The organism is Shimia sp. MIT1388 (assembly GCF_047124445.1).
Lineage (GTDB): Bacteria > Pseudomonadota > Alphaproteobacteria > Rhodobacterales > Rhodobacteraceae > Shimia.
Genome location: NZ_CP138921.1, coordinates 2585428 through 2599264, shown reverse-complemented (window position 1 = coordinate 2599264; position 13837 = coordinate 2585428). Strand labels below are relative to the sequence as shown.

Annotated in this window: 15 protein-coding genes and 1 tRNA gene; 12 read left to right on the top strand and 4 right to left on the bottom strand. The window is 59.3% G+C overall.

Annotation, left to right across the window (positions count from 1 at the left end; translation table 11 throughout):
* Positions 1–3: 3 nt before the first annotated feature.
* The 3 genes from SIB92_RS12920 to SIB92_RS12910 all read right to left on the bottom strand — a co-directional run bounded on the left by SIB92_RS12920 (position 4) and on the right by SIB92_RS12910 (position 3798).
* The gene (locus SIB92_RS12920) at positions 4–780 is read right to left on the bottom strand and encodes an HpcH/HpaI aldolase family protein (protein WP_412552432.1); all 777 of its coding nucleotides are present in this window, start codon (positions 778–780) and stop codon (positions 4–6) included.
* Between the two features lie 243 nt (positions 781–1023).
* On the bottom strand, positions 1024–2952 hold the full coding sequence (locus SIB92_RS12915; protein WP_412552431.1) for a Hint domain-containing protein: 1929 nt from the start codon (positions 2950–2952) through the stop codon (positions 1024–1026).
* A gap of 771 nt (positions 2953–3723) precedes the next feature.
* A tRNA-Thr gene (locus SIB92_RS12910) sits at positions 3724–3798 on the bottom strand.
* An 87-nt stretch (positions 3799–3885) separates the two neighbouring features.
* Here SIB92_RS12910 and SIB92_RS12905 point away from each other — a divergent pair.
* From SIB92_RS12905 to hisD, 5 genes are read left to right on the top strand one after another with little or no spacing between them, the layout of a single operon-like run.
* The gene (locus SIB92_RS12905) at positions 3886–4062 is read left to right on the top strand and encodes a hypothetical protein (RefSeq protein WP_412552430.1); all 177 of its coding nucleotides are present in this window, start codon (positions 3886–3888) and stop codon (positions 4060–4062) included.
* Positions 4063–5331 carry a UDP-N-acetylglucosamine 1-carboxyvinyltransferase gene (murA, locus tag SIB92_RS12900; RefSeq protein WP_412552429.1) on the top strand — a complete coding sequence of 423 codons (1269 nt, stop codon included), beginning with the start codon at positions 4063–4065 and terminating at the stop codon, positions 5329–5331. It begins immediately after the preceding gene.
* Positions 5328–5810, top strand: a complete 483-nt coding sequence (locus SIB92_RS12895) for a DUF2948 family protein (RefSeq protein WP_412552428.1) — start codon at positions 5328–5330, stop codon at positions 5808–5810. Before murA ends, SIB92_RS12895 begins: the two co-directional genes overlap by 4 nt.
* Positions 5807–6298 carry an N-acetyltransferase family protein gene (locus tag SIB92_RS12890; protein ID WP_412552427.1) on the top strand — a complete coding sequence of 164 codons (492 nt, stop codon included), beginning with the start codon at positions 5807–5809 and terminating at the stop codon, positions 6296–6298. Before SIB92_RS12895 ends, SIB92_RS12890 begins: the two co-directional genes overlap by 4 nt.
* Before the next feature lie 50 nt (positions 6299–6348).
* Positions 6349–7650 carry a histidinol dehydrogenase gene (hisD, locus tag SIB92_RS12885; protein WP_412552426.1) on the top strand — a complete coding sequence of 434 codons (1302 nt, stop codon included), beginning with the start codon at positions 6349–6351 and terminating at the stop codon, positions 7648–7650.
* A gap of 231 nt (positions 7651–7881) precedes the next feature.
* Here the strand turns inward: hisD and SIB92_RS12880 are convergent, their stop codons facing one another.
* Positions 7882–8652 (bottom strand): SDR family oxidoreductase, encoded by a 771-nt coding sequence (locus SIB92_RS12880; protein WP_412552425.1) that lies wholly within the window; start codon positions 8650–8652, stop codon positions 7882–7884.
* 138 nt (positions 8653–8790) lie between these two features.
* On the opposite strand from SIB92_RS12880, the gene SIB92_RS12875 reads away from it, so the two are divergent.
* The 7 genes from SIB92_RS12875 (at position 8791) to SIB92_RS12845 (ending at position 13786) form a co-directional block, all read left to right on the top strand.
* The gene (locus SIB92_RS12875) at positions 8791–9270 is read left to right on the top strand and encodes a UPF0262 family protein (RefSeq protein WP_294116795.1); all 480 of its coding nucleotides are present in this window, start codon (positions 8791–8793) and stop codon (positions 9268–9270) included.
* Between the two features lie 83 nt (positions 9271–9353).
* Positions 9354–9740 (top strand): low molecular weight phosphatase family protein, encoded by a 387-nt coding sequence (locus SIB92_RS12870; protein WP_412555839.1) that lies wholly within the window; start codon positions 9354–9356, stop codon positions 9738–9740.
* Positions 9741–9827: 87 nt separating this feature from the next.
* On the top strand, positions 9828–11579 hold the full coding sequence (locus tag SIB92_RS12865) for a tetratricopeptide repeat-containing sulfotransferase family protein (RefSeq protein WP_412552424.1): 1752 nt from the start codon (positions 9828–9830) through the stop codon (positions 11577–11579).
* 142 nt (positions 11580–11721) lie between these two features.
* On the top strand, positions 11722–11940 hold the full coding sequence (gene infA, locus SIB92_RS12860; protein ID WP_007205486.1) for a translation initiation factor IF-1: 219 nt from the start codon (positions 11722–11724) through the stop codon (positions 11938–11940).
* Between the two features lie 66 nt (positions 11941–12006).
* Complete coding sequence (locus SIB92_RS12855; RefSeq protein WP_412552423.1) at positions 12007–12585, top strand: Maf family protein; 579 nt, start codon at positions 12007–12009, stop codon at positions 12583–12585.
* The gene (locus SIB92_RS12850; RefSeq protein ID WP_412552422.1) at positions 12582–13607 is read left to right on the top strand and encodes a ribonuclease E/G; all 1026 of its coding nucleotides are present in this window, start codon (positions 12582–12584) and stop codon (positions 13605–13607) included. The genes SIB92_RS12855 and SIB92_RS12850 overlap by 4 nt, the downstream gene beginning before the upstream one ends.
* Positions 13604–13786 carry a DNA gyrase inhibitor YacG gene (locus SIB92_RS12845; RefSeq protein WP_295175875.1) on the top strand — a complete coding sequence of 61 codons (183 nt, stop codon included), beginning with the start codon at positions 13604–13606 and terminating at the stop codon, positions 13784–13786. Before SIB92_RS12850 ends, SIB92_RS12845 begins: the two co-directional genes overlap by 4 nt.
* Positions 13787–13837: the final 51 nt, after the last annotated feature.

Here is a 13837-nt window from a genome sequence, read left to right as displayed (position 1 = left end):
TTGTTACTTGATCAGCGCTTTGGCGTCGCGGCTCAGCGCGCGGGCGGCTTGGGCCAGGACCACCGTGTCGATGCCCACGGCGACAAAGGTGGCGCCGAGATCGAGGTAGGTTTTGGCGGCCGCCATCGAAAAGGTCAGGATTCCAGGGGCTTTGCCAGCGGCAGCGATGCGGGTGATGGCGTCTTTGATGACGGCCTGCACTTCGGGCGCTTCGGGCTGGCCGGGGAAGCCCATGTCGGCAGAGAGGTCGGCGGGGCCGATGAACACACCATCCACGCCCTCTACTGCCAAAATGCTGTCGAGGTTTTTGATGGCGGTGCGGGTTTCGGCCTGCACCAGCACACAGATTTCTGCATTGGCGGTGGTGCCGTAGTCTGGGATGTTGCCAAATTGGGTGACGCGCGCGCCGTAGCCGCCCATACCGCGCACGCCGTCCGGCGCATAGCGACAGGCGCGTACAATGGCCTCGGCCTGTGCGCCAGTATCTACCATCGGCACCAGGACGGTTTGTGCGCCCGCATCCAGAACTTGTTTGAGCACCCAGTCTTCGCCAATGGGCACGCGCACCACTGCGTGGCTGCTGGTCGGCTCCAGTGCGCGCAGTTGATCGGTGATGGAGCGCAGATCATTGGGGCCGTGTTCGCCATCCACCACGAGCCAGTCAAATCCCGTGGAGCTCATCAGCTCGGCGGCGACGGTCTCGCCAAAACACATCCAGCAACCGATCTGGGGCTGTTTGTTGGCAAGAGCGGCTTTGAAAGGATTGTGAGGCGCTGGCATGGGGGGCTCCGGTCAGAACTTTGCGTGTTAAGCAAATTGACGGCATTCCGACGTGAGTGTCCAGCGCTAGGTTGCTGCCCAAAAGCGCCCCGCCTTAATTTTAGACACGAATACTCTGCCGCACCTTCGGCGCTCTCAAGACATTCGTGTCACAGATTCTTTCAGGAAGGTGAGGCGCTGTATAAACGAGACGGGCCGACCCGAAGGTCGACCCATCCCATAGCGAACTTGTGACTGTGGGGGTTAGCCCAGCAGTTTGGCCTCGTGGCGCTTCAGCGACAGGCGGGCGGCGGTGTACCCGGCCAGACCTTCACGCTGCTGCAGCTCCGGGAACAGGGCGTAGATTTCGTCGCGCTGCTCTTTGCCGATGCCGTTCATGGAGTATTCACCCGGCTGGAAGCTTTCGCTCCATGCGCCGTCTGCGAGCACCACTTCGTGGTTGTCACAGAGGAAGTGAATGTAGTCCACGCCAACCACGTCGATCTGCTCCACACCGTCGAGGTGGGTCAGGTGCTTAGCAGCAACCAGAACTTCACGCTCTTCAAAGAGCAGTTCGGCTTGCTCGGACACCAGCAGCATGCGGTGGGATGGGGAAACCATCATGTCACGCTCTGGCTGGTTTGGACCCAGTGCACCCTGTTTGATCAGAATTGGACGCAGTTCCGGACGCACCATCAGGTCACGGCCAGACACATGCTTGCGGCCTGCCCAGCGGATGGTCTGCAGACCATTGTCGCGTGTCACAACCTGATCGCCTTCGCGCAGGTTCTCTACAGCCACTTCGCCCATTGGGGTCAGAATGCGGGTGCCAGGTGTGAAGCAGACAATCTCTTCGATGTTCTCAAAGGTGGCGGTGCCGGTCACAACAACTTCGTCGCCGGTGCTGTCGAGGAATTCCACGGTGCCGTTGATGCCGTTGCCGTCGCTGTCAACAACGTCGTCCACGATGCGCCAGTCCACACCTTCGGTGCCATCAAGCTGCAGCACGTCGTTGTCGTCACCAGTGGAGCCGCCGCGGATGACGTCGCCGTCACCCTCTTCGCCGGAGCCGATGACAAAGCGGTCAGCGTCCTGGCCACCTTCCAGACGGTCCGCGCCGGCGCCACCGTCAATGGTGTCGTCGCCTTCTTGACCGTAGATCAGGTCTTCGCCTTCGCCGCCCATCAGGGAGTCGTCAGCGTCACTCAGAGATGTGGTTGAGACAGCGTCATAGAAGACGTCAGACACCACAACGTCAGACGGCTCGCCGTCCAGGTTGACGTTGATGATTTCCATCCGCGCCACCGGACCAGGAATGGCCACCAGCACGGAGTTGTCGATGTCTTCTGCGTCACTTGGGTTGGTGCCGTCAGAGATGGCCGCCTCAGTGGAGCCGTCGCCGTTGATGTCCACCAGGTGCAGGTTGGTATCGCCGCTGGCAAACATGGTGACTTCGATTTCGTTGCCGTCTTCGTCCCAAGCGCGGACTTTCACAACAGCGTTCTCATCAATGTCGCTGATGCGGAACAACACGTTATCAACAGGCTCGGAGAAATCGACGCCTTTGGTCACGCTGGCATTGGTGCCAGTACCGGTGGTCAAAGTTGCGCCGGAATTGACGTTGCCGTCTTCGTCGCCTGTGTCTACGTCGGTGAGCAGCTGTGTGGCAGTCGCAAAACTGGAGTCGCCGCCGCCGGACGTTGTGGTCGAGACGGATACGCTGACTGAACCGGTGTCTTGTGTGTAGCCGGTTGGCACGGCTGCGCCGTCTGCAAAGCCGGTCACTTCGCTCCAGTTGAAGCTTTCGCGGGCTCCCGCAGGGCTGGCGCCATCCGGATTGATATCCCCAAAGATGGTGTCGTTGCCACCACCGCCGTAGATGGTGTCGTTGCCAGCATCGCCAGTGATGAAGTCGTCGCCTGGTTCGCTGCCGTCAACAGGGCCTTCTGCGTGGTCGGTTTCGTCGCCGTATACCACATCGTCACCGCCACCTGCGCTGACAACGTCACTTCCGTCACCCGCATAGATGGTGTCGTCGCCGCTACCAGCCGAAATGTCATCGTTGCCGTCTTGGGCACTGATGACGTTGCCGCTGTTGTCAATTGTATCGCCGTCTACGTCGACATAGCCAACGGACATTTCGTCGTCGCTTGGCGTGCCGTCTACAATTCCCGGACCGTTTGGATCAGCCATTGTACCCTCTTTCTCATCGCACAAGCCGCGTCAGCCGCCATCGCTCGCCCGGAACCCGCAGAAGTGGGTTTAGCGCGCCGATTGGCGTGAGTTACGCGGCATCATTTGATGCCCTCTACATATCGTTTGGCTGCCCCAAGCCAGAACTCGTCCCCCAGTTGGACTTGCTCTAAATATGATGCAATCGCGGCAAGGAAGAAACAAAAACCTGCAAAATTTGACGAAAAGCGGGGAAATTGCGGCATGTTTTAGCGTTAAGTTTTGGTTAATGCCGGTTGGGGTATAGGGGGCATTGTTTCCGAATTGGGGCGCAATCTGGGCGGGAAATAGGGCGTTCAGGTGCCGGGTAGCGCCATATTTGCGCCCTTATTGGCTTGGCTTTCCCCCGCGTTACTTCAAATGCCTGATTGTCGTTTCCAGAAGTGAACCAATGGCGGCGTTGGTGCCGTGTCCGGTGTTGTGCCTGTCATGTCACATGGGGCTTGGCGCAATTGTTTGTGAATTGGCGACAAGTCTCTGGTTGGGTGGCAATTGGTTGCGATTTGAGAACGATGTGGCTCGAATCGCTGACGGTTTTTTAGGGCGGTTTCAGGCGCGGTTTGGCTGATTCCCCTTTGGGTGCGATTCTGTTGACGGCGGTTTGGTGTGGTTGGGCCTGAAGCAAGGGCGCGCGCAGCCAACTTGGTAGCGACATGCGCTGCATGCTGAAAGCTAGCGCAGCAAGATGCTCTACCTTGGCGGGCATCTATACAAATTGTCTGGAAGATCCGGTGGTGCTGCTGGGGAGGATTGAACTCCCGACCTCACCCTTACCAAGGGTGCGCTCTACCACTGAGCTACAGCAGCGTTACCGTGGCGCGGTGTTTAGGACCAAACTTCGACATGTGCAAGCGCAATCTGGACCCTTTTTTGCGCCTCATGTAAAGAAACTGCATGGAACACAAATCGACCCCTATAAATAAAGCCAAAAAAACTGCCGCCAGCCGTGAAGATCGGCTCAAAGCGGCGTTAAAAGCCAATATGGGGCGCCGGAAAGCGCAGGCAAAAGCGCGTGCGCAGAGTGAGACCACCGACTCAATTGAGGCAGTGAAGAGTAAAGGGCAGGATTAAATGGATTCGATTATTGTACGCGGCAATGGGTCGCTTAAGGGGCAGATCCCGATTGCGGGTGCCAAAAACGCCTGTCTGACGCTGATGCCGGCCACGCTGTTGAGCGAAGAGCCGCTGACGCTGACCAATGCGCCACGGCTGAGCGATATCAAAACCATGAGCCAGCTTTTGGGCTCGCTGGGCGCGGAAGTGACCAGCCTGCAGGACGGCAAGGTGCTGGCGATGTCGAGCCATGACATCAACAACCACATTGCCGACTATGACATTGTGCGGAAGATGCGCGCGTCCAATCTGGTGCTGGGGCCAATGCTGGCGCGGTTGGGCCATGCGGTTGTGTCGCTGCCAGGTGGCTGTGCGATTGGCGCACGCCCGATGGATTTACACATCTTTGGTCTGGAGAAGCTGGGCGCAGAGATTGAGCTGAAAGACGGCTATCTGCACGCCAAGGCGCCAAACGGCCTGAAGGGTGCGGTGATCGAGTTGGCCTTTGCCTCTGTGGGCGCCACCGAAAACATCCTGATGGCGGCGACATTGGCCAAGGGCACCACAGTGATCAAAAACGCCGCGCGAGAGCCGGAGATTGTGGATCTGGCGACCTGCCTGCGTGCAATGGGTGCGCAGATTGACGGCGACGGCACTTCGGAGATCACCGTGCAAGGTGTGGACCGTCTACATGGCGCGACTCATCCGGTTGTGACTGACCGTATTGAACTGGGCACCTTTATGCTGGCACCGGCGTTCTGCGGTGGCGAAGTCGAGCTGCTGGGCGGGCGTCTGGATTTGGTCGAAAGCTTTGTGGCCAAGCTGCATGAGGCGGGCATTGACGTGGAAGAGACCGAAAAAGGTCTCAAAGTGGCGCGCAAGAATGGCCGGGTGAAGGCCGTGGATGTGACCACAGAGCCGTTCCCGGGCTTCCCAACCGACCTTCAGGCGCAGTTCATGGCGATGATGTGCACCGCCGAAGGCACCTCGGTGCTGGAAGAGAAGATTTTTGAGAACCGCTTTATGCACGCGCCGGAGCTCATTCGTATGGGCGCGAATATTGAGGTACACGGCGGCACAGCAACAGTGCATGGTGTGGAGAAGCTCAAAGGCGCACGCGTCATGGCGACCGACCTGCGGGCCTCTGTGTCCTTGATCCTGGCCGGATTGGCGGCGGAAGGCGAGACCATCGTGAGCCGCGTCTATCACCTGGACCGTGGTTATGAGCGGATTGAAGAGAAGCTGGGCGGTGTCGGTGCCCATATTGAAAGGGTACAGGAGCAGTGACGCAGCAGGATGCACGGTTTGAAGACGGCGGCGATCACCCGCTAAATCTCGGCGCGTTGGATGCGGAGGATTTGCAGGTGGTGTCGACTTTGGCGCAGGATGCGATCTTTCCGGCGTCCGAGATGCAGTGGTTACCCAAAGAGCGCCGTTTTGCCGTGCTGCTGAACCGCTTCCGCTGGGAAGACAAGACCGCCGCCGAACGTCGCAAACGCTCGGTGGAGCGGGTGCAAAGTCTGTTCGTCGTGGACAATGTGGTTTCGGTGGCGTCCCAAGGCGTGGAGCGTGGCGATGCGGACACCATCTTGTCGGTGCTGTCCGTGTCCTTTGAAGCGGGCGAAGATGCTGATGGGGCGGTGATCCTGACTCTGGCAGGCGACGGTGCGATCCGATTGAAAGTGGAAGCGCTGGAGGTGACGTTGAAAGACGTGACGCGGCCTTACATTGCACCTTCCAAATCGACGCCAAGCCATCCCGCATGATCCGTGCCCTGACACCGGGGGACCTCGACGCCTATCGCGGGCTGTGGTGGCACGGGTTAAGCGCCGATCCATCGGCGTTCTTGCTGACGGCGGCGGAAGCTGTGGCCACACCGGACAGCGCCTTGGTGGCAAAGCTGTCGGCCGGCGAGGTGATTGGCGCCTTTGATGGTGAAACATTGGTGGGGTTTGTCGCGCTGCGGCGGGGCGGGCCTTCCCGGATGCGGCATATGGCCGATCTTGGCCCGTTGTATGTGCATCCCTCCGCGCGGCGTCGAGGCTTGGCGCGGGCTTTGCTCGACGCGGCTGTGGCGGCGGCGCTTGAAATGGGTGTGTTGCAGCTGGAGCTTTGCGTCGACAATCAGAACCTGGGCGCGCAGGCGCTGTATCAGGCCTGTGGCTTTCAGCAAATTGGCCTGCGTCCACGCTCTGTCATAGTGGATGGGCAACCTCGCGACGATGTTCTTATGCTGAGACAGCTTGACGCTTGAGCCTCCTAGGGGCGCGGTCTAAGAAGGCGTGACCTTTACGGAGAGACCAAATGCCCGTTTTTCTTGATGCGCAAGCTGCTGATTTTGAAGCCGCCTTCACCGCCCTTCTGGGGGCAAAGCGTGAAGACAGCCCAGATGTGGACGCCGTTGTGGCCGACATCATTGCAGACGTGCGCCATCGCGGGGACGCGGCGGTTATTGAGTTGACGGCGAAGTTTGACCGTCTGGAGCTGACCCCGGAGACGCTGCGGTTTTCTGAGGAAGAGATCGACAGCTATTGTGCGCAGGTGACAGACGAAGACCGCGCAGCGCTGGAATTGGCGGCGGAGCGAGTGAAGGCTTATCACGCGCGCCAGATGCCAAGGGATGAAAGCTGGAGCGATGAAAGCGGCGCCACGCTGGGCTGGCGCTGGACGTCCGTGTCGGCGGCAGGGCTTTATGTGCCGGGGGGATTGGCGAGCTATCCGTCCTCGGTGTTGATGAATGCGATCCCGGCCAAAGTGGCGGGCGTGGAACGCTTGGCAATTGTCGTGCCGACACCGGACGGCGTGGCTAACCCACTGGTGTTGTTGGCGGCGCGGCTGTCGGGCGTGGACGAAGTTTATCGCATTGGCGGGGCGCAGGCGGTGGCAGCACTCGCCTATGGTACCGACACAATTGCGCCTGTGGATAAGATCACTGGACCGGGCAATGCCTTTGTAGCGGCGGCCAAGCGCCGGGTGTTTGGCAAGGTGGGCATCGATATGATTGCGGGCCCCAGCGAGATTCTGGTGATTGCCGACAAGGACAACAATCCGGATTGGATTGCGCTCGACTTGTTGAGCCAGGCGGAGCACGATGAAAGCGCGCAGTCGATCTTGATCACGGATGATGCTGCCTTTGGGCAAGCGGTGGCGGACGCGGTCGACAAACGTCTGGAAACGCTGGAGCGGCGCGAGATTGCCGGGGCCAGCTGGCGCGACTTTGGCGCGGTGATCACTGTGGCAGATCTGGATCAGGCGGCGGCTTTGTCCAACCGGATTGCGCCGGAGCACCTGGAGCTGTGTGTGGCCGACCCGGACGCGCTGTCTGAAAAGATCACCCACGCGGGGGCGATTTTCCTTGGGCAGTATACGCCTGAAGCCATTGGGGATTACGTCGGCGGACCAAACCACGTGCTGCCCACCGCGCGCTCGGCGCGGTTTAGCTCTGGCCTGTCGGTGATGGATTTTATCAAGCGCACCACGCTGTCGAAGATGACGCCGGAAGCCTTGAAGGCGATCGGTCCGGCGGCGGAGACCTTGGCGGTTTCCGAAAGCCTTGAGGCGCATGGCTTGAGTGTGCGTGCGCGTCTGGATGCGTTGAACAAGTAAGGGGCTTTGCCCCGTCACAGCAGGCTGTGACTCCCCAGGATATTTGGCGGCCAATTGAAGGTACGCCCTAGCCGCAGGGGCCAGGGCGCTTCACTTGGCGCGGTCATCGGCGTCCCCGCCTGTACCGCTTAAGTAGCGTGCCGCGATATGGTTAATGAAGTGTTACTTCATTTGGCCCCAAATATCCCCGCCGGAGGCAAAAAGTCATGAAGAACCGTTGATGGCCTGCACTCAATAGTGGCTGGTGTAGCCGCCATCCACGGCCCAGACCTGTCCGGTCACATAGCTGGCGGCGGGGCTGGCGAGGAAGAGGATGGCCGGGGCGAGCTCTTCGGGATTGCCCCAGCGTTTAAGGGCCGTGGCGTTTTGCAGTTTCTCAGCAAGTTGTGGATCTTGTGCCGCGGCGGCATTGGGCGCGGTTTTGAAAAAGCCGGGCGCCACGGCGTTGACGTTAATGCCATCGGTGCCAAGCTCGGCGGCCATAGCTTTGGTCATGCCGTTGATCCCTGCCTTGGCGGAGGTGTAGGCCGCATCACCGGATTGCGCGATCAGGCCAGCGATGGAAGAGATGTTCACAATCCGTCCGTAGGCTTTCGGGCGCATCTGCTCTGCGGCGCGTTGGGAGAGCCGGAAGGGAGAGACCAGGTCGACGTTTAGAAGCGTTTGCAGGTCGTTGCGTGTGAACTCAGGTAGCGTGCGGCGATCGCGTTGGCCGACGTTGTTGACCAGAATAGAGAGGCCACCAGCCTCGGCGAGCGTCTCAAACGCCTGTTGAGCAGCGGTGTCATCGGCAACATCAAAAGTCAGGGCGGTGGCGTTGTGGCCGGTGGCGCGCAGGTCGTCTGCCACGGATTCGCAGCGATCTGCATTACGCCCGTTGATCCAGATATGGGCACCGGCTTGCGCGAGCAGTTCCGCCGCCGCTTTGCCCAGCCCGTCGGTGCTGCCGGTGATCAGGGCGTTCTGGCCGGTGAGGTCAAAGGCGGGCAGGGGCTGTGACATCGCAAGTCCTTTCAAGTGGGTTCAAGTTGGATTGCGCAGCGGGCACGCTCTGTCAATGGCTGCGACAGAGGCAACCAATGGACAAAGCGGGGGGCGGTGCGCTACTCATGCTGCATCGCAAAAACGCACGAGCCTATCATGTCCCGGATCAGCCACATCCAAATCGATGACCGCAACCTGCCACCTCCCACGCCGGAGATTGATCAGGAGCGCAAGGTGGCGATTTTTGATCTGTTGGAAGAGAACAGCTTCTCCTTGCCCAAACGCGATGACCGCATGGTGCCGGATGGGCCGTTCTCGGTGGATCTGTCGATCCGCGAAAAGCGTCTGGTGTTTGATGTGACCACCGAAGGTGGCGAAAAGGCGGCCGAGTTCCATCTCAGCCTGTCGCCGTTCCGTCAGGTGGTGAAAGACTATTGGGCGATTTGTGAGAGTTATTTTGATGCGGTGAAGAACCTGCCGCCCAGCCAGATCGAGACCATCGACATGGCGCGCCGCGGGATTCACAATGAAGGCGCGCGGGTTTTGCAGGAGCGTCTGGAAGGCAAGGCAGAGATCGACACCGATACAGCCCGCCGCCTGTTCACCTTGATCTGCGTTCTGCATTTCGGGGGCTGACGCGGGTGTCGGACGCGGATCAGAAGCAACCTTTGCCGCAATCGGTATTGTTCTGTTGTGACCAGAACGCGGTGCGCTCGCCGATGGCCGAGGGCATCATGAAGAAGTTTTATGGCCAGGACGTCTATGTGCAGTCCGCGGGCATCCGTAGCGATCTGGAAATTGATGGCTTTGCCATTGCGGTCTGTTCCGAGATCGGCGTGGAGCTGGACCGGCATCGCACCCGCAGTTTTGAAGAGATGGAAAAGCTGGGCGATGAGTTGTCGAGCTTTGACATGGTGGTGGCGCTGACCCCGGCGAGTCGCAGCAAGGCTGAAGAGCTCACCCGGTTTGACCATTTGGAGCTGGAGTTCTGGCCGGTCTCGGACCCCAGTGGGGCGCAGGCCGGGGACGGGCGCGAGGCCAAGCTGGCGGCCTATCGCACCGCGCGTGACGAGATTGTGGCCTATCTGCGTGAGCGGTGGGGCTAAGCGGAATTCTGCGTGAAATTTCGGGCTGATAACCTTTTGTTTGCCATGTTTTGAGAGTCTTGCTGAGATTTCAGCAAGGGACTCACTATGCGGCAGAAGCTGTCAGGCGTTTCAACAAACAAAGCCTCTGATCTTGGGGGGATTCAATCGCTTTACGACAAAGGCGAATTTCGTAAGGTGATGTTTCGCGCGCAAAAGGCGCTCAAGGTCCTGCCGGACCATGTTGGACTGCATGCGTTAATTGGGTTTTCGGCGCAGCAACTGGGCGATGCACATGCCGCGGAGAGTTTTCTCACAAAGGCTGCGCAATTGGCACAGAACGAAGAGGCCGCCATTGAGTTGCCGTTGGGACTCACAAAGGTAGGGCGCCCCGCGTTGGCGGTGCCTCTATTTGTTGCCTTTCTCAAAAAGACGCCGACACATGCGGCTGCGCTGAACGGATTGGGACGCGCATTGTTGGCTATGGGTGAGGTCGAGAATGCGATCGCGATCTTGGGGGATGCGCTCAAACATGGTGCGGATCAGCCGGCCTATGCCATGGATCTCGGGGAGGCCTTTGAGGAGTCGGGACAGCAAGTTCTAGCGTTGGAATGTTACTCGATTGCCAGCAAGTTGGCGCCCGAAGACGTCGGTCCGGTGTTGAGGGCAGCCAAACTTATGTACGCTCTAGGGCAGCTTGAGACTGGTTTGGAGCTATTGGAGCACGGTCTGTCGCTTTGGCCTGAAAATGCGGCCCTGTTGAGCAACCATGCGTCGGTGCTGAATGCGCTTGGTCGCAAGGCGGATGCGTTGGCGCAATGGCGGCTGGTGATGGACGTCGCGCCTGGCTACAGCATTGCCTACTGCAACTTCGCCAACAGCCAGAAACCTTCACAAATCGCCGACTTTGAAGACCGTATTGCAGCGCAGTTGAAGCGCAACCCTGCGCCGACGGATGCGCTCAAGTTTGGCTTTGCCAAAGTCGCCGTTCACGAAGAACGCGAGGAGTATGCCGACGCCTACCGCAATCTGCTGGCGGCCAACGCTCTGCGGTTCAAAGAATCCCGCTTCAACATCGACACTGAAACCCGGTTGATTGAGGGGCTAAAGCGCCAATTTATCAACCAGCCGGTTCTCGATGTGGATGAGCCAGAGGACGATCCCACGCCAGTATTTATCCTGGGTATGCCTCGGGCGGGGTCCTCCTTGACCGAAACCATTATTGGTCGTCACTCCCAGGTCGTTCAAAAGGGCGAGCTGGATTATTTGGCGCAGGTGGTGAAGCAGATGAATCTGCTGGGTGACCCGCTTGAGGCCAAACGGGCGACTCAGTTGCGGCAGGCTTATTTGACGCGTTTGACGCAAACCGGCAGCGGGGCGTTCATCACCGATAAGATGCCGCAGAACTTCCGTCTGATTGGGCATATCGCGACGGCAATGCCCAAGGCGCGAATCGTACATGTGCATCGCGATCCAAAAGCCTGTTGTTGGTCCAACTTTCGACATTTCTATGCCAGCGACAGTCTGGGCTTCACCAATGATGTGGAAAGTCTGATCCGTTATTTTGAAATCTATCAGGACCTGATGGCGTTCTGGCGCCAACGCTTCCCTGATCGCATCATTGACGTGGACTACGAGGCCTTGGTGCGGGACCCGGACACCCAAATTCCCAACCTAATCCAGGCGCTTGGTCTGGAGTGGCAGGAGGCCTGTCTGGCGCCGCAAGATAGTGCAAATGTGGTGCGCACCGCGTCCCAGGAACAAGTGCGCAAGAAGATCTACAAGGGCAGTGCCGATGGTTGGCGCAAGTATGAAGCCCAGGCGGGAGGCTGGCTCAGCCGTCTGCCAGATCACCAGTGAACTGGTGGCTAATGGGAGGAAATGTCGAGGTATCTTCGGATAAATCGGCTTCTTTTGGTTTTGACCCTTGAAAAAAAGGGAAAAAGCCCTCATTTAGGCGCACGTCTGCAAAATGCTGCAGGTGCTAATCAAAGGAGAGACCATGGCGAAGGAAGAACTGCTCGAATTTCCCGGTGTCGTGAAGGAACTCCTGCCGAATGCGACGTTTCGGGTCGAGCTGGAAAACGGCCATGAGATCATCGCACATACGGCAGGAAAGATGCGCAAAAACCGCATCCGTGTTCTGGCTGGCGACAAGGTTCAAGTCGAGATGACCCCTTACGATCTGACCAAGGGTCGGATCAACTACCGCTTCAAGTAAGCGTTTGACATTAAGCCAATGTGCGGCCCCGAAACGGGCCGCCTTTTCGCATTTAAGAGGTCCGGGATGCGGTTGATACTTGGCTCGGGCAGTCCGCGCCGCAAAGAATTGTTGGCTCAGATCGGGGTGGTCGCAGACGCCATTTGCCCCCCTGATATCAACGAAGACCCTCACAAAAATGAGTTGCCGCGCCCCTATTGTGTGCGGATCGCGCGGGAGAAAGTGCTGGCGGTGCAGGCAGCGCCTGAGGATGTCGTTTTGTGCGCCGATACCACTGTGGCGCTGGGCCGTCGCGTCATGGGCAAGCCGCAGGACGCCGCCGAGGCTGCGGAGTTTCTGATGGCGCTTTCTGGCCGTCGTCACCGGGTGATCACCGCCGTGGCGGTGCGCAAAGGCGATCAGTTGTTTGAGCGCGACGTGGTCAGCGCTGTGAAGATGAAGCGGCTGTCTAATGAAGAGCTGAACGCCTACCTCGCCACCAACGATTGGCAGGGTAAGGCCGGCGGCTATGCCATCCAAGGCCCAGCCGGGGCCTTCATTCCGTGGATTTCCGGCTCGTTTACCGGCATTGTTGGCCTGCCCGTGGCCGAAACCGCTGGCCTGCTGCAAGCCGCCGGCTACCCGCTTTACAAGGAGCGCACATGAAGGGACGTCAGATCATTTTGGACCACATCGAGGGGCGCGAAGCCGCGGCTTTGATGGTGGACGGTCAGCTTGATGACCTGTTGATTGACAGTTTGGACGCCCCGCGTCCGGGCACGATCTATCGCGCAGTGGCGGACCGGCCTGTGAAAGGGCAGGGCGGCATGTTCCTCAAAACCCCGGACGGCATGGCGTTTCTGCGTCAAGTCAAAGGCATGGCGCCAGGCGACGTGCTCTTGGTGCAGGTGACCGGCTTGGCGGAGCCGGGCAAGGCGATTCCTGTGACCCATAAAGTGCTGTTCAAAAGCCGTTATGCGATTGTGACACCTGGCTCGCCTGGGGTGAATGTCAGCCGCTCGATTCGCGACGACGATCGTCGCGATGCATTGTTGGGCGTGGCGCATGAAGTGGCCGAAGCGCCGGAGGCGGGCATCATTCTGCGCTCCGCTTGTGCTGAGGCCGAAGATGCCGATGTGGCCGAAGACATCGCTGCCATGCTCGATCTTGCAGAGCAGGTTATGGGGGATGCCGAAGGGCCGGCCGAGAAGCTGATTGACGGTGATGGTCCCCACGTATCCGCGTGGCGCGACTGGTCGGAGCCCGCCGAAGTGGTTACCGAAGCGGGCAGCTTTGACACCCACGGCGTGCTGGATGCGCTGGAAGACGCGCAGGGCGCGCGCGTGTCTTTGGGTGGCGGTGCCGACATGTATGTTGAACCTACCCGCGCACTTGTGGCGGTGGACGTGAACACTGGCAAAGACACCTCGCCGGCCGCGGGCACCAAAGCCAACTTTGCGATGGCCAAAGCCCTGCCACGTGCCCTGCGCGTGCGCGGGCTTGGCGGGCAGATTGTGCTCGACCTGGCGCCGATGCCCAAGAAGGACCGTCGTGGTTTTGAGAGTGCGCTGCGGGCGGCGTTTAAGCGCGACACCATCGACACCACGCTGGTGGGCTGGACCCCGCTGGGGCACTATGAGTTGCAGCGCAAAAACGCGCGTGCGGCTTTGTCAGAGGTGCTGAAATGAGCTGTCCGATCTGTAAAAAAGACACGGTACAAACCTATCGCCCGTTCTGTTCCAAACGCTGCGCAGACATCGATCTGGGCAAGTGGTTTGGCGGCGATTATGCGGTGCCGTCTCAGGATCCTGAGGAGGCGATTGAGGCGCTCGAAGAGATGGAAAAACAAACTTCGCGTTTGCACTGACTTTTTTGTCTTTTTCCTCTGGACAGCCCCGATTGGCTGACATAGAAGGCC